At 63.6% G+C, this 14329-nt stretch carries 16 protein-coding genes; 7 read left to right on the top strand and 9 right to left on the bottom strand.

What is annotated here, in order from left to right:
- Positions 1 to 165 precede the first annotated feature (165 nt).
- The 9 genes from L0U82_RS29105 to sctU all read right to left on the bottom strand — a co-directional run bounded on the left by L0U82_RS29105 (position 166) and on the right by sctU (position 8801).
- A complete protein-coding gene (locus tag L0U82_RS29105) occupies positions 166 to 408 on the bottom strand; it encodes a type III secretion protein (protein WP_233836507.1) in 243 nt (80 codons plus the stop codon).
- Positions 392 to 1609 (bottom strand): secretion protein, encoded by a 1218-nt coding sequence (locus L0U82_RS29100; protein WP_233836506.1) that lies wholly within the window; start codon positions 1607 to 1609, stop codon positions 392 to 394. Before L0U82_RS29100 ends, L0U82_RS29105 begins: the two co-directional genes overlap by 17 nt.
- A 133-nt stretch (positions 1610 to 1742) precedes the next feature.
- Entirely contained in the window at positions 1743 to 2720 is a 978-nt protein-coding gene (locus L0U82_RS29095) for a hypothetical protein (RefSeq protein ID WP_233836505.1), read from the bottom strand.
- Complete coding sequence (gene sctS / locus L0U82_RS29090; protein WP_233836504.1) at positions 2717 to 2980, bottom strand: type III secretion system export apparatus subunit SctS; 264 nt, start codon at positions 2978 to 2980, stop codon at positions 2717 to 2719. Before sctS ends, L0U82_RS29095 begins: the two co-directional genes overlap by 4 nt.
- Positions 2981 to 3014: 34 nt before the next feature.
- Entirely contained in the window at positions 3015 to 3665 is a 651-nt protein-coding gene (gene sctR / locus L0U82_RS29085; RefSeq protein ID WP_233836502.1) for a type III secretion system export apparatus subunit SctR, read from the bottom strand.
- Positions 3649 to 4878, bottom strand: coding sequence for a type III secretion system cytoplasmic ring protein SctQ (gene sctQ / locus L0U82_RS29080; RefSeq protein WP_233836500.1), 1230 nt, complete (start codon positions 4876 to 4878; stop codon positions 3649 to 3651). The genes sctR and sctQ overlap by 17 nt, the downstream gene beginning before the upstream one ends.
- Positions 4879 to 4915: 37 nt before the next feature.
- Positions 4916 to 5545 carry a type III secretion system protein SctP gene (gene sctP, locus L0U82_RS29075; protein ID WP_233836498.1) on the bottom strand — a complete coding sequence of 210 codons (630 nt, stop codon included), beginning with the start codon at positions 5543 to 5545 and terminating at the stop codon, positions 4916 to 4918.
- Between the two features lie 10 nt (positions 5546 to 5555).
- On the bottom strand, positions 5556 to 7652 hold the full coding sequence (gene sctV, locus L0U82_RS29070; protein ID WP_233836496.1) for a type III secretion system export apparatus subunit SctV: 2097 nt from the start codon (positions 7650 to 7652) through the stop codon (positions 5556 to 5558).
- A gap of 75 nt (positions 7653 to 7727) precedes the next feature.
- Positions 7728 to 8801: a type III secretion system export apparatus subunit SctU gene (gene sctU / locus L0U82_RS29065; protein ID WP_233837547.1), complete on the bottom strand. Its 1074-nt coding sequence runs from the start codon at positions 8799 to 8801 to the stop codon at positions 7728 to 7730.
- A gap of 304 nt (positions 8802 to 9105) precedes the next feature.
- Here sctU and L0U82_RS29060 point away from each other — a divergent pair, with 304 nt between their 5' ends.
- Genes L0U82_RS29060 through L0U82_RS29030 form a run of 7 tightly spaced genes read left to right on the top strand, consistent with a single transcriptional unit; the run spans position 9106 to position 14319 of the window.
- On the top strand, positions 9106 to 9717 hold the full coding sequence (locus L0U82_RS29060; RefSeq protein ID WP_233836494.1) for an HrpB1 family type III secretion system apparatus protein: 612 nt from the start codon (positions 9106 to 9108) through the stop codon (positions 9715 to 9717).
- Between the two features lie 29 nt (positions 9718 to 9746).
- The gene (locus tag L0U82_RS29055) at positions 9747 to 10142 is read left to right on the top strand and encodes a type III secretion protein HrpB2 (protein ID WP_233836492.1); all 396 of its coding nucleotides are present in this window, start codon (positions 9747 to 9749) and stop codon (positions 10140 to 10142) included.
- A 29-nt stretch (positions 10143 to 10171) separates the two neighbouring features.
- Positions 10172 to 10942, top strand: a complete 771-nt coding sequence (sctJ, locus tag L0U82_RS29050; RefSeq protein WP_233836490.1) for a type III secretion system inner membrane ring lipoprotein SctJ — start codon at positions 10172 to 10174, stop codon at positions 10940 to 10942.
- Positions 10939 to 11712, top strand: coding sequence for a type III secretion protein HrpB4 (locus L0U82_RS29045; RefSeq protein ID WP_233836489.1), 774 nt, complete (start codon positions 10939 to 10941; stop codon positions 11710 to 11712). The genes sctJ and L0U82_RS29045 overlap by 4 nt, the downstream gene beginning before the upstream one ends.
- Positions 11697 to 12461, top strand: a complete 765-nt coding sequence (sctL, locus tag L0U82_RS29040; protein ID WP_233836488.1) for a type III secretion system stator protein SctL — start codon at positions 11697 to 11699, stop codon at positions 12459 to 12461. Before L0U82_RS29045 ends, sctL begins: the two co-directional genes overlap by 16 nt.
- Positions 12458 to 13822: a type III secretion system ATPase SctN gene (gene sctN / locus L0U82_RS29035; RefSeq protein ID WP_233836487.1), complete on the top strand. Its 1365-nt coding sequence runs from the start codon at positions 12458 to 12460 to the stop codon at positions 13820 to 13822. The genes sctL and sctN overlap by 4 nt, the downstream gene beginning before the upstream one ends.
- Entirely contained in the window at positions 13822 to 14319 is a 498-nt protein-coding gene (locus L0U82_RS29030; RefSeq protein ID WP_233836486.1) for a type III secretion protein, read from the top strand. The genes sctN and L0U82_RS29030 overlap by 1 nt, the downstream gene beginning before the upstream one ends.
- The last annotated feature ends 10 nt before the right edge of the window (positions 14320 to 14329 follow it).

Below are 14329 nucleotides of genomic sequence, written 5' to 3'. Positions count from 1 at the left end.
CTGAAGAGCATGAAGGTTGCTCCCGTCGTCGAGCGGGGTGGTTAAAACGCTGTGCTCACACGGATGCGGCACGTTTGCGTGATCCCATGACGAGCATGGGAATAATGGGAATAGGGTGCCGCCGTGCGTCGGGTTGACGCGCGTAAAACGCGAAATGGCAACGCGTCATTTCATCATTTCGCGCTCGCGCAATTGCGCGACGATACGGCGCGCGGCGAGCAGGCCGCGGTAGATCTTCGCGCGATTGCTGCGATCGATATCGGTGCCGCCTTGCGCATTGCCGACCTGCTGCGCGCTGTCTTCCAGCGCACGGCACAAGGTGGCGATACGTGCTTCGGCGCCGCGGTCGGCCAGCAACTGCTGCAAGTTGTTGAAATCGGCGGCATGTCGTTCAATTGACTCGTACATGGGGCTGCTCCTTGAATTGACGGATCGTCGCGTTGGCGACATCGTTGTTGGTGTCGGTATTCAATGCGTTTTGCGGCGTAAGTGGTGCGCTGTCTTCATCGCTCGCGGCTGTATCGCTGGACGAACTGGGTGCGCCGGACGAGTAGATATGCTTCACACCGTCCGGTGTTTCCGTGTACTGGACGCGGCCCGATGAAACCAGCACCGAGTAGGAGCCTTGCGGCATAGCGGGCACGGCGTCCTTGCCGTCGTCGCGGCCCACCACGTTGACTTCGACGTTCTTCACGTTCCTGTCGAGATCGCCGCGCACGCGCGCGAGCGCATCCTTTACCGCCGATGTACTGGCTACCGTGCCGGTAACCGCGAACACGCCGTGGCCCTGATAGGCGACCTGCGTGCCTTCGATGCCGAGCGCTTCGTTGATGCTGCGAGCCGTATCGTCGGCAATGCCGTATTGGCGCGTGACACCATTCGGCGCGATCTTGCCGAGCATTTGCCGCACCGCGTAGTCCTCGCTCTGCGAACGCACCATGCCTGTGACGATCTCACCCCCACGGCCGTCGGTCGCGGCGTGCAATTCGGTCAGGCCCGCTTCGGCGAACGCGCGGTTCGCGTGTTGGGTGATGACGACGCTGGGCGGAGGCTCGTTCGCGCGGGCCTTTTCAAGGGAGAAGCGCAGCATGCCGCCCAGCGCGACGGCGCCGACCAGCACGCATGCGCCGAGCGTTAGCAGGCGCCGTGTGCCCATGCGCTTCAAGAGTCCCTCGCGAGTACGGCTTCCGGCATCGGTGGTGTCGTCGCCGGTACGGGTCAGCAGAGTCGACAGCAGTGCGAGGTCGCTCGGCCATGCGGCGCCTTCGATGCCCACGCAAAGCACGGTGTCGTCGAAGGGCATCGGCACGTAGTCGATCATCAGCACGACGCCTGGTTCGGTCGCTGGCGTGCTGTCTTCAGCGGCGGCCTGTTCAGATGCGACATCAGATGCCACATTAGATGCCGCATCACCCGGCTCGCGCGCATCGTTCGCGACGCGTCGCGCACTGGTGATGCCGGCCGCGTCAACCGCCAGCAGTACGTCGTTGCCGGTCCAGTCGAGGATGCGGATATCCGCATCCTCATCCGCGCTGACGCGGTGTGTACCCGGCGCAAGGCGAACCTGAGCGCCGGCATGATTACCCGTTAGTATGCGTAGCTGTTTCATATCGAATCACCGTCGGGGCCAGGATATCGGCAATCGCGGATCGCCCCGTTAGGGCTAATGTAGCGGCCGGCCTCACGCGCACCGCGTGCGAGGCGAAGCGGCGGACATCGCGGCGAAGCATCGAATCGAGGCTTTACGACGCCGCGCCGGTTTCCGTCGGTGTGTCTTGCCGCGCTTCGAGCGAACCGATGATGGCCGCCGCGCGCGTGTCGGCGAGCGCCGTCACTGGCCGTTCGCTCGATAGCATCATTAGCGGCGCGAGCAGATTGAAACTGCGCAGCCGTTCGCGCGACGCGACGTCGGCGGCCTCTGCCGGCGATGCTTGCGTGCCTGCTGCAAGCGCCGATGTTGCAGCGCCGGCACGACGCGCGGCGCTGTCTATCAGACGCTGACGCACCGCACCGAAGCCACTGGCCGGCAACGCGCCGAATACCGAGCGCACATCGTGCATCTGCCGAAGATGCTGGTAGAGGCCGGCACTGTTGGCCGGAGATGATGGCGCACCGAGTTGCCGACACAACGACAGCAACGCCTCGCAACACGCGTCAGCGATGGCACTATCGCGCTCCGGCCCAGCGGGCAGAGCAGCCGCGTCGGCGAGCCACGGCGGCAGCTTCCGTTCATTCGATGCCTGCACGCCGATCATCGCGCCATCGTGCCGTTTCCGACTCTCGCGTGACTGTTCTTCCCGCTGCTGCTTTTTTTGCTGCCCTTGCTGTCCCTGCTGACGGTCCTGCTGTTCCTTCTGCTGATTTCGACCACGACGTTCCTGCTCGCGGCTGACCTTGCGATGTTCGCCCTTGCCGGACGTGCTGGCCTTGCCTGCCTCTCTGCCCGCGCGCGAAACGGTTTTCGCGGTGTGCGTGAAGCGGGCCGTTTTCGCGATCCCCGGCTTGCGCGCGCCGAGCTTCTGCGCGAGCCGGTGGGCTTGCGCTTTGCGCGTCGCGAGACGCTGCGCGCGCGAATGAGCGAAGGTGGTCTTGCCTTTATAGAGCGCGGCAAAATGCGCGCGTTTTTGCGGCTGCGCATTTTCCGCGCGAGCGCGCTCGACATGCGTTGTCGCCGCGGTCTGTTGCGCCGAAGCGGGGGTGTGTACGCCAACCGGGCTCATTGTGGCGCCGCCGCCGCGAGCACCTGATTGGCGAAGCGCAGCACGGCGGCCCCCGAGATCGGCGCGGCGATTGCAATGGCGATGACCACCGCCACCAGCTTCACGCCTTGAGACACCGTTTGGTCCTGCATCGACGTAACCGCTTGCAGGAACGACACCAATAGCCCGACTACCGCCGCGACGATCACGATCGGCATGGCTACATCGAGACACAGGATCATGCCTTGCGTGGCGAATCCGGTCAGAGTCGTTAAGTCCATTTCAAGGTTCTCCCGCGCTATTACGTATCTGTCGTTATCGGTAGGTCATTACGAGGCCGTGGATCAGCGTCGACCAGCCGTCCATCGCGACGAACAACAGCAGCTTGAACGGAATCGCGATGCTGCTCGATTGCACCTGGCTTAAGCCCATCGCCAGCAGAACGTTGGCGATGATCAGGTCCACGACGATGAACGCGATGTAAAGAAGAAAGCCGATCTTGAACGCGTCGGTCAGCTCGGTCAGCGTGAACGCCGGCGCGAGCACCATCAGGTCGGTCTCCTTCAACTGGCTTGCCTGCTGCTTCGGCCAGATCGCCGTGGCCGAGCGCAGAAAGAAGCGCTTTTCGCGTTCCTGCGCATGTTTTTCCAGAAACTGTCGGAACGGTTCCCGCGCGGCGGCAAAGCTCTCGATCACTGTCTGCGACGTGCCGTTGGCGCCCGCGCCCGGCTGCATGTTGTTCATCGCCGAGATCGCGACCGGCGCCATGATGTAGGTCGAAACGAGGATCGCGATGCCGTTCAACACCATGTTCGGCGGCACCTGCTGCACGCCGAGCGCATTGCGCAGCAATCCGAGCACCACCACGATCTTCATGTAGGACGTCACGACCATCGCGACGAACGGGATCACGCTGATCGCGAGAACGACCAGCAGCAGGCCGGTGATATCACTGAATTGAGCCATCGCCATGCGCCATTTGCAGAATACGGATACCGAGGTGTTCGCCGAGCGACACCAACTCGCCATGTCCGATCGTCTGGCCGTGCGCGACGAGGCGGATGCGCGCGTCCTTGACCGGGGTTCGAAGCTCGATCACGTAGCCGGGCCGCAGCGCGGCCAATTGCGCGAGCGGCATCGCTACGGTGTCGATTTCGAATTGCAGCGGCAACTCCAGTTCGCCGATGGGTAACGTGCGCATGTCGTCGCTCAACGTGTCGTCACGGTCATCGGTCGCGCCGCTTTGATCCGCCGCGGCGTCTTCGTCGTGCTGATCGGGAAAGTCATGGTCCAACGGCGTCTGATCGTCGTCGGCCTGTTCAAGCTGATCCGTCATGAACGGTTCCTCGGTGATGGTAAGTGTGAGACCTTCGATGCACACCGCGGCCGCCAGCCGGGTCATGCCCGGCGTGCCCCAGCGCGCGTGGGCGCGAAAACCGATGTCGTCGCCGGACTGCAGCGCCGCGGCCGTGGCGGGTGTCAGCACCCGCAACAGCACATCGCCCGGTTCGAGTCTTTGCAGCGCGGCAATCGGCACACTGCGTTTGCCGATGGTTACGCGCCCAGGGAGCGGCAACGAGCCGAAGCGGGTGCAGGCTTCATGGCCGTGGTCGCCCGCCTCACGCGTCAGCGCATCGACGCGCTGCGCGAACATCGCGAGCGTGCTTTCCGGCGCACTGATGCCGACCTGATGCCGGCGCCCGTGCCAGGTCAACGCGACATTGGCGATCCGCTCGCTACCGGCACCGCGTTCGATCGCGGTGACACGCCACGCACCGATACGGGCCAGCGCTATCTGGTCCAGCAGCGGCGCGAGCAGCGCGCTGGCGATCGCGTTGCGCAGCTTGTTTGCGGTTGCCGAGGCGCTTGCGTGCGCGACGATCTGCAACGCCGGATAGGCGGCCAGATCGATCGCGACATGCAACGATCCGGCAATGCTGTCGAGCGTGATCAGCCCCGGATCCTCGGCCTCGGATGGAGAGGCGAGACCATCCCATGCTTGCATGTCGGCGAGGCCGCGCAGGAATGCGTCCGCGTGAGCGTTGAACAGCACGCGCGACGCGAGCGCTCGATTCGGCGCAACAAACGTCAGCGCATCCGTTAGCGAACGCGGTTGCGCGGCGGCGCTCGCGTCGATGGGCTCGTTGGTTGAAGGACGGTTGTCCAGCGCTTCGTGCATCGAAAGCCTGCTAGTGGGTTGGAAACAGTAGTGCGGCTCACCAGATGGTGATGTCCACCTGACGTGGCGCGCCCCATGCGTCGAGCAGCGAGATCAACTCGCGTTCGAGCAGACCGCAGTGATGCAAGAGTAGCTGCTGGGTATGCACGTCATTGACGTCGAAGCGAAGCGACAGACATACCGGCGAAAGCGACAGCAGAAGCAGCGTGCGAGGCAATACGTTGGGATCGAGCGGCATACGTACGTCCCATGTGCCCGCCTGCGAGATCGAGCGGTTGCCGCAGAAGGCAGCGATCTCGCCGGCGATGCGTCGGCTCAAATCGAGAAAATGCTGCTGCTGCAGATAGACCGCTTCGATGATCGGCGAGCTGACGGTGCCGATCCGGTCAGCGAGCGTATCGCCAGGCGCGTGTTGGCGATGCCAGCCTTCGTTGGGTGTCGATTGCGCGGACTCAGGTGCCACGTCGCATTGTTGAGAGGTCTCGCCGTTCGCTTCACCGCCGGCGTCCTCGCGCGGTTGAGGCTGTGGCGTGCGACCACGGCGCAGCAGCGCGGCGTAATCGATACGCCGACCGCGCCGTCCGCCGCTCGCCGACTGTGGGCCCACGCCATCCGTGCCGTCTGCAGCAGCGATCACCCGCACCACCTGATGGTTCACCCTCGACACGCGCGGCCCGTCAGATCGTCACGCGGCCGAGCGGCTGCAGGTCGACGTGGCCGCTCAGCTCCTGGTACGAGTAAACCGCGAGCCATTCCATCCGCGATTCGATCATCCGCCGCACGTAGCGGCGAATGTCCATCGACGTAACGAGTGCCACGTCGTCGCGCGGCGTCGTACCCACGAACGCTTCGATACTGTCGACCAGAAACCTCGCTTCGTCGGGCGGCAGCGCGAGGAAATTGCCGGTCGGTGTCTGCTTGATCGCCTGCCTCACGTGCTGCTCGACCGGCATGTCGAACAGTACCGCGGACAACTGCTTTTCGCCCTTGGCGGCGCGGTACGCGAGGAAGCGCGCGAGATCGCCGCGCACGTACTCCGTGAGCATCAGCATGTCTTTCTCTTTCGGACCCCACGCAATCAGGCTTTCGAGAATGTTGCGGGTATTGCGAATCGAGATGTTTTCTTCGAGCAGGCGCCGCAGCACGTCGGCGATTCGCTGCGGCGGCAGTACTTTTTGCACTTCCGCGACGAGGCCCGGATATTCCGCGCTCATCTGTTCGAGTATCCACTGCACTTCCTGTACGCCGAGGAATAGCGCCGCATGCCGGCGCAGCAGACACACCGACGCGTGCGCGATGACCTGTTCCGCGCGCCATACTGGCGTTTTGGCGGGCAAGCCCTTTTCTTCGAGCCAATAGGTGGGGCCGCTCGCGTTATCGAGTGGCTCGCGCTGCTCGCAGCGCTCCTTCAACGCCGTCATCGCGGCCGCGTCGTCGGCAGACGCAACGTGCGGTACATAGTCGCCGAAGGCCGGCAGCATCACTTTGTCCGCCGGCAGTTCGATTTTCCTGTACGGCACATCGTGCATCAGAATCTCGCAGGTCCTGGGTGGTAGTCGATCTGAAGTCCAGATCGCGATACCCGGAAACGGCAAGCCGAGTTCTTCCTGAAGATGCGCCCGCTCGCCGGCAAACGATGTATTCAACGCATCGAGCCCGAACACGTCGACCAGGTCCGGCGAAATCCGCACGCCGAGCGGACAGGTGAAGTTCGGCGCCTGGTTCGAGATCGCGGGCGTGCCGACTTTCGAACCGGCACGTTGCATCGACTTCACCGATTCGCCGTCGTGCACGTCATCGAGCGGCTTTTTGCGCTTGCCGAGCGTATAGGACGCGAAGCCGAGCACGCCGGACAGCGCGAGGAACAGGAACCACGGAAAGCCCGGCACGGCGGCGAATGCGAGCAGCAGAATCGCGGCGAAAGCGAGCGCGCGCGGATTGGTCATCAACTGGCGGGCCATTTCGGCGCCGAGCGACAACGCTTTCTCATCGCGTTCGTCGGCCACGCGCGTGATCATCACGCCGGCCGCGACCGACAGCAGCAGCGACGGCACCTGCGACACCATCGCGTCACCGATCGACAGAATCGAGAAGCGGTTCATCGCTTCGGCCGCCGTCATGCCATGGTACGTGACGCCCACCGCGATCCCCGCGACGATGTTGATCATCGTGATGATCAGACCGGCGATCGCGTCGCCTTTGACGAACTTCATCGCGCCGTCCATGCCGCCGTGCAGCGCGCTTTCGAGCGCGAGCGTCGCGCGTTTCAGGCGTGCCTGGTCGCCGGTCAGGATATTGGCGCGCAGGTCGGCGTCGATACTCATCTGCTTGCCGGGCATCGCGTCGAGCGTGAAGCGCGCGCCGACTTCGGCAACGCGCTCCGAGCCTTTCGCGATCACGATGAACTGCACCAGCGAGATCGTCATGAACACGACGAGCCCGACGACGAGATTGCCGCCCACCACCAGCTTGCCGAAGCTCTCGATGATCTCGCCGGCATCCGCATGCAGCAGGATCGATTTGGTCGACGCAATGTTCAGCGACAGCCGGTAGAGCGTCGTGAACAGCAGCAGCGATGGGAACGAAGACAGCGACACGATGCTCGGCACGTACAGCGTGATCATCAGCAGCGTGACGCTCATTGCGATATTGAAGCTGAGCAGGATATCGATCAGGAAGGTGGGTAGCGGCAGGATCATTAGCGACAGGATCGCGATGATCACGAAGAGAATCCCGATCTCCCCGCCGGCGGGTATCTTCAGGCTTTTGAACATGGGCGTGTCTCGGCTCGGCCGTCGCGGCCCGAAAGGCAGCGACGTAGTGCTGGTCAATGAATGGAAGTCAGAACGTCAGGCGGGCGGCCGCGCGGCACGCTCCGATGGCGACAGGCCGATCGAGTCGACCCAGCGCAAAATCGCGGCGACCGCTTCGAACAGTTCCTCCGGAATCTCTTCGTTGAGGTTCACCTTGTAGAGCGCGCGCGCCATCGGCGGGTTGCCGATGATCGGCACGTTTTCGAGTTCGGCCTCGCGTCTCAACGTGGCGGCCAGCTTGTCGCTGCCTTTGGCGATCACGAACGGCAACGGGTTTTCTTCCGGCGCATAACGCACCGCGACCGCGTAGTGGACCGGGTTCACCACCAGCATGTTGGCGCCCGCAACCTTCTGGCGAGGCGGACTGTTGGCGATCTCGCGGGCCAGTTGTTTGCGCTGGCCTTTCAACATCGGGTCGCCCTCGGACTCCTTGTATTCGCGCTTGACCTCTTCCTTGCTCATCTTCTGGCCACGCAGAAAGAGGAATTTCTGCAGCTTGAAGTCGGCCGCGCCGAGCACGATAAAGAGCCCCGCCGCGATTTCCAGCAGCTTGATCAGCAACTGGCTGAAGAGCCTCGACAACTGAGGTACCGGCTGACTGAGCGAACCAATGATCAGCGGCAGCAATCCTTCGATGGTTTGCCACATCACCAGCGATACGAGCACGCCCTTCAGCACGGTCTTCAACAGATCGACGATCGTCTTCAGCGAGAACAGTTTCTTGATGCCGCTGACCGGGCTGACCGCGCCGAAGTTGAACGACACGGCCTTGGTCGAAAACACGAAGCCCACTTGCGGCATCAGCGAGATCACGACCGCGAGCACGCCCGCGGCGAGCGCCGGCGCGATCGCGCTCACGCACTGCACGGCGATCTGATCGAATGCGACCTGCAACGAGCGCATATCGTGCTGGCCGGCGACGAAGCGCAACGTGATGTTCAGCGCGGAGCGCATCGTGTCCACCATCGTGTTGCCGAAGGCAATCATCACAACGACGCCCGACAGCAGCACCACGCCGTCGACGATGTCGGTGCTCTTCGATACCTGTCCTTCTTCGCGGGCCTTTTTCAGCTTCTTGTCACTGGGTTCTTCGGTTTTATCGTCACTCATCGGAGGCTCGGCGATCAGCTGGTTCGTGTCGCCAACGATAGCCGTACTCACGCGCGCGAAATCCGTTCGATCCGAAGCGGTGGGTGTTGAACCGAAGGGATACGGTGGCTTCGTTTATTCGCCAAAAGCTTCGTAAGGGCAGGGGGCGGTAGATGGGCTGCCTGGTATCGTCACTTCCGTGCTGTGCCGCCGATGCGCGGTGTCAGCGAGGACGGCGGCGTTGCCGGACAGTGAGTCGCGTCGAGCGGCCGTGCGGACAACGCTCGATTGGCCGGCTTTGATATCCACGGAGAGAGTACACGTCATGCTCGCGAATCAATCGCAATCGTCGCAACCCCCGGCTGTGCCAGCCCATATGCAATGCAGTGACGAAGTGGTCGGCGGGCTGATCGAGACCGTCTCCACCGCGCTTTTCAGTCATTTCCCGAAGGCCGCGGGCGACACCTTCGATGTCGAAGTCGTGATGGATGCGCTGCACGTGTTCCGTCCGAAGGTACCTGAAATCGGCATGCTGGATGGCGTATTGCACATCGTGCATGGCCGCTGGGACGAAGCGATGCACAAGCTGCGCGAAGTGATTGCGCTTGCACCCGAATTCGATTACGCGAAGGCGATGCTGGCCTACTGCCTTGCGTCCAAGGGCACCGAGGACTGGCGTCAATGGGCCGCGGAGTCGGTGGCAAATGGCGCGAGCCGCGAGACCCGCTCGCTGATCCGTGCACTGGAGGCGCGCGAGGACTTGCTGTTCGCGAAGATGGACTATCGCGGTGGCGAGTTCGTGGTCCCTGAGTCGTGCCGTGCGCTTGCGGAGGAAACCGCCGCGGCCGAAGAAAAGGCAACCGCTTCGGCGGTTGCTTCGCCGACGCAGCGCGCGGCCGAAGTACCCGAGCCGCAGTTGGGCTACCTGCGTGCGTGAAAGTCCATAGTTCAAGTTGAGGGATTGCGATGACCATTCCAGTGAGTACTCAAGCGATCAACAGCGTGATGCCCGAAGCGCTCGAAGCCGGCGGTGGCGGTGGTGCGAGCGTGCAACCGGGCGCCGCGGACAGGTTTCAGGCGCTGATGAACAACGCGCAGCCGAGCCCGCCGGTATCGGCGCAGGACACCGGTCTGAACCAGGTGCAGGAAATCGTCGCGAAACATGATGCCGCGGCCGACAAGGCAATGACCGACATGAAGACGTTCAGCGAGAACATCGGCTCGATGAATCCGCTCGACGCGATCGGCGAGTCGTCGCGAATCTCGCTGGAGCTTGCGAGCGTCAACTTCGACTTTCAGGCCAAGATGGGTATCGTCGATGCGTCGAAGTCGGCCGCCGAAACCTTGATGAAGAATCAGTGATGAAGCCGCTGCCTGTCCGATCCGGCGGCATGCCACACCGCTCCGTTGCGGTTCGCCGCACAGCGATGATCGTGGTGCTGATGACAAGCGCGCTGCTCGCCGGTTGCAAGAAGGAGCTGTATAGCGGCCTGAACGAGCAGGACGTCAACGAGATGGCGGTCGCGCTGCTCGAAAAGAATGTGAGCGCCGACAAGACGACCGCCGATGGCGGCAAGACGTTCTCACTCGAAGTCGACAGCGACGACATGGTCCGCGCAATGGAAGTGCTGCGCGCGAACGGCTTGCCGCATAAAACCTTCGACGATCTCGGTACGCTGTTCAAGAAGGATGGCCTGGTGTCGACGCCGACCGAGGAGCGGGTGCGCTTTATCTACGGCTTGTCGCAGGAGTTGTCGGCGACGCTGTCGCGCATCGACGGCGTGCTGGTCGCGCGCGTGCAGATCGTGCTGCCGAACAATGATCCGCTGGCGCAGATGGTCAAACCGTCGTCGGCGTCGGTGTTCATCAAATACCGGCCGGATTCCGATGTCAGCACGCTGGTGCCGGAGATCAAGAACCTCGTGGTGCACAGCGTTGAAGGCCTGTCGTATGAGCAGGTCAGCGTGACTGCTGTGCCGGCCGACCAGGTGGAAGTCACCGCGCTCGCGCGTCGGCCGTCATTGCTGCCATGGGTGCTTGGTGGCGTCGTGCTGCTGCTGGGCGGCGCGTTGTTTGTGTTGAGGAACCGCATCAAGCCGTTGCTGGCGCCGTGGTTGGCAAAGCTCAACGCGCGTGCTCGTAAGAGCGAACAGACCACATGAGCGCGCTGATCGAATACGGTGCGGCTGTTTCTCGCGCGGGTGACGATGTGGCGTCGCGCTGGTCGGCGGTGCTGGGTGGCTATCAGCACAATGCGCGCACGGCGATACGTTGGGCTCACCCGTCATGGCTCGCGTCGATGTTCGCGATTCGGGACGATGCGGCTGCAACCATCGTCGCGCGCATCTGCAGCTTGCCGGCGGAGAGTAGCCAGACCGACGCGCTCGAAGCCTGCTCGTCGGCGCTGTTGCGCCTGCTCAAACTGCGGATGCCCACGCTGGACGCACTCGGCAAGACGGGTGTCGCGCAACTCGATGCGCTGCCGCCTGAAGCCGGTCTCGGCGTGCTGCGCATGCGCGCGCTGCAATTCCGGCGTGCGGAAGTGCGTCGCCTGATCGATAAGGACAGCCGCGTGCGTTTGTCCGAATGGCTCGGCATGCCGCTCGACAGACTGACCCGAGTCAGCCACGCGACGCAGGAAGCGTCGAGCGCGCCCGACATCGCGAGGCTTGCCGCGAAGACCGCGATCCCACCGCTCGCGATGGTCGATGCCGAGGTGCTAGCACTGGAAGGACACGCGCTGTTGCAACGCGACCTGGGTGTCGCTCATTCGCCGTGCCCGCTGCTGCGTATCGCTTTGCCACGTGAATCTCTGGCCTCGCGCGGGCATTGGCTCGACCGGGTGGCGCCGGGTATCGATGCCGACGGTACCGCATGGCTGATCACACATCTCGCTGAACTACTGCCGGAGTGGCCATGGTTATCTGGTTGAGCCATTCGCGCGAGGCGGGATACGACGGCAGCGACCGCAGCAACGACAGCGATGGCGCCGGCACGTCCAGCCGTTTCGGCGTGCATCGCGACATCGTGCCGCGAGAGACTTTCGGCACGCTGGTCGAACTTGCCGAAGCCCATGCCCGCGCGCGCTCCGATCGCGATGCGTTGCTCGAAGCGGCGCGTCAACAGGCCGCGCGCATCGTCGCGGACGCGCAGTCCGATGCCGCGCGTCTACGTGAAGCGGCTGCTCAAGAACACGAAGCCGCGGCCGAACAGGGCTTTCAGGAAGGCATGGCGCGCGGCTTGGCGCAATGGCTCGACCGGCTTGCGATGTCGGGAAACGACGCGCATCGGGTCCAGCTGCGAATGCGGGAGCGCATGGCGGAGATCGTGATGGCCGCGGTCGGGCAGATCGTGCGCAGCGAAAACGTCGACGGGCTGTTCGAGCGTGCGCTCAGCGTGGTCGACCGGATCATCGAAGGCGCGACCTATTTGCGGGTCTCCACGCATCCCGACGAGCATGCCGCCGCGCAGCGTGCCTTCGACCTGTTGGCCGCGCGCTGGCGCGAGCTGGGCCGGCCGATACCGCTGTCGGTCGTGCCGGACAAGCGGCTCGAACCCGGCAGCTGTGTGTGCGAATCGGATCTCGGCATTGTCGATGCGAGCATTTCGACGCAATTGCGCACGATGCAAAGCGCGGTCTCGCGCGCATTGCGCGATTCAATCGAGGAGGAGCAGCGATGAGCGAGCTTGTCGAAGGCGTGCCGTCGGCGAGCGGCAGTGGCTTGCGGCGACTGACCGATGCGATCGAACGCGAAATCCTGTCGAACCTGCACGTTCGGCAGACCGGTAAGGTCATCGAGGTGATCGGCACGCTGATCAAGGTCGGCGGCATCGATCTGAAGCTCGGTGAACTGTGCGAGCTGCGTACGCCGGCCGGGCGTCTGCTGCAGCAGGGCGAAGTGGTCGGTTTTACGCGCGACTATGCGTTGCTGTCGCCGTTTTCGGCATTGTCGGGCATCTCGCGATCGACCCAGGTGATCGGCCTCGGCCGGCCGTTGTCGATCAAGGTTGGCGACAAGCTGCTTGGCCGCGTGATCGACAGCCTGGGTGAACCGATCGATGGGCTCGGGCCGATCGACATCGACGAGATGCGGCCGATTTTCGCCGATCCGCCGAGTCCGATGACGCGCAAGATGATCGAGAAGCCGATGGCGACCGGCGTGCGCGTGATCGATTCGATGACGACGCTCGCCGAAGGTCAGCGCATGGGTATCTTCGCGCCGGCGGGTGTCGGCAAGAGCACGTTGCTCGGCATGCTGGCGAGAGGCGCGCAATGCGACGTCAACGTAATCGCGCTGATCGGCGAGCGCGGCCGCGAGGTGCGCGAATTCGTCGAGCTGATTCTCGGACCGAGCGGCATGGCGCGTACCGCGGTGATCTGCGCGACGTCGGATCGCTCGTCGAGCGAGCGCTCGAAAGCGGCCTATGTCGCGACGACCGTGGCCGAGCATTTCCGCGACCAGGGCAAGCGCGTGCTGTTGATGATGGATTCGCTGACACGTTTTGCGCGCGCCGGCCGTGAGATCGGTCTGGCAGCCGGCGAGCCGCCGGCGCGCCGTGGCTTTCCGCCGTCGATCTTTGCCGAATTGCCGCGCCTGCTCGAACGCGTCGGCATGGGCGAGAAAGGCTCGATCACCGCGCTGTATACGGTGCTCGCCGAAGACGATTCGGGCAGCGACCCGATCGCCGAAGAAGTGCGCGGCATTCTCGACGGCCATCTGATTCTGTCGCGCGACATCGCGGCGCAGAACCGCTATCCGGCGATCGATGTGCTGGCAAGCTTGTCGCGGGTGATGCCACAGGTGGTGTCGCGCGATTATCTGGCAGCTTCGACGCGTCTCAGGCAGTTGCTGGCCAAGCACCGCGAAGTGGAAATGCTGCTGCAGATCGGCGAATACCAGGCAGGCACCAACGCGCTCGCCGACGAGGCCATCGACAAGATCGATGCGTTGAAGGCTTTTCTTTCGCAGGCGACCGACGCGTACGCGGACCCCGAGGAAACCGCCGCGGCGATGATACAGCTCGCGCGCAACGGTTCGTGATGGCTGCCGGGAACCGGCAGGTCATCGCGCTGAAGCGTTCCGGCGCACGCCGCGAAAAGATCGAGGAAACGCTGCGCGCCGAGCTGCGGCAATGGCAGAGCGAACGTGCCGGCATCGTTGCGCAGGAGAAGGCATGGATGGCGCGCGTCGCGGAGCTGGAAGCGACCATCGACGCTTACCGGCAGCGCATCGGTTCGATGATGAGCGGTGGCGAAGCGTTTTCTATCGATACGTTCGAAGCCTGCCGCCACTACATCGATGCGACCGAACTGCTGAAACAGAATGCGTGCGCCGAACTGCAGACGCAACGCGACGCACTCGCGCGCAATGACGAGCAGATCCGGCAGACGCGCCGTGGCATTGCGCAGAACCGCGGGCGCATCGATATCTGCAACGAGCGCATCCGGCAAATCGAAACCAGGCTCAACGCGCTCGACGCGGATGCGCAGGATGAGGAGACCGAGGAGATCGCGTTGGCGCGCCTGAGTAGAAAATGAGCCGCAAATG

This window comes from Paraburkholderia sp. ZP32-5 (assembly GCF_021390495.1).
Lineage (GTDB): Bacteria > Pseudomonadota > Gammaproteobacteria > Burkholderiales > Burkholderiaceae > Paraburkholderia.
The sequence above is the reverse complement of the archived record's forward strand: the minus strand, read 5'-3'. Positions and strand labels throughout refer to the sequence as shown.

Excerpts from the sequence above, each read along its gene's own strand:
- L0U82_RS29105 (WP_233836507.1), bottom strand. The coding sequence starts at position 408 with ATGTACGAGTCAATTGAACGACATGCCGCCGATTTCAACAACTTGCAG.
- sctJ (WP_233836490.1), top strand. The coding sequence starts at position 10,172 with ATGCCACACCGCTCCGTTGCGGTTCGCCGCACAGCGATGATCGTGGTG.
- L0U82_RS29045 (WP_233836489.1), top strand. The coding sequence starts at position 10,939 with ATGAGCGCGCTGATCGAATACGGTGCGGCTGTTTCTCGCGCGGGTGAC.
- sctS (WP_233836504.1), bottom strand. The coding sequence starts at position 2,980 with ATGGACTTAACGACTCTGACCGGATTCGCCACGCAAGGCATGATCCTG.
- sctN (WP_233836487.1), top strand. The coding sequence starts at position 12,458 with ATGAGCGAGCTTGTCGAAGGCGTGCCGTCGGCGAGCGGCAGTGGCTTG.
- L0U82_RS29060 (WP_233836494.1), top strand. The coding sequence starts at position 9,106 with ATGCTCGCGAATCAATCGCAATCGTCGCAACCCCCGGCTGTGCCAGCC.
- L0U82_RS29055 (WP_233836492.1), top strand. The coding sequence starts at position 9,747 with ATGACCATTCCAGTGAGTACTCAAGCGATCAACAGCGTGATGCCCGAA.
- sctV (WP_233836496.1), bottom strand. The coding sequence starts at position 7,652 with ATGTTCAAAAGCCTGAAGATACCCGCCGGCGGGGAGATCGGGATTCTC.
- L0U82_RS29100 (WP_233836506.1), bottom strand. The coding sequence starts at position 1,609 with ATGAAACAGCTACGCATACTAACGGGTAATCATGCCGGCGCTCAGGTT.
- sctQ (WP_233836500.1), bottom strand. The coding sequence starts at position 4,878 with ATGCACGAAGCGCTGGACAACCGTCCTTCAACCAACGAGCCCATCGAC.
- sctL (WP_233836488.1), top strand. The coding sequence starts at position 11,697 with ATGGTTATCTGGTTGAGCCATTCGCGCGAGGCGGGATACGACGGCAGC.
- sctU (WP_233837547.1), bottom strand. The coding sequence starts at position 8,801 with ATGAGTGACGATAAAACCGAAGAACCCAGTGACAAGAAGCTGAAAAAG.
- L0U82_RS29095 (WP_233836505.1), bottom strand. The coding sequence starts at position 2,720 with ATGAGCCCGGTTGGCGTACACACCCCCGCTTCGGCGCAACAGACCGCG.
- L0U82_RS29030 (WP_233836486.1), top strand. The coding sequence starts at position 13,822 with ATGGCTGCCGGGAACCGGCAGGTCATCGCGCTGAAGCGTTCCGGCGCA.
- sctR (WP_233836502.1), bottom strand. The coding sequence starts at position 3,665 with ATGGCTCAATTCAGTGATATCACCGGCCTGCTGCTGGTCGTTCTCGCG.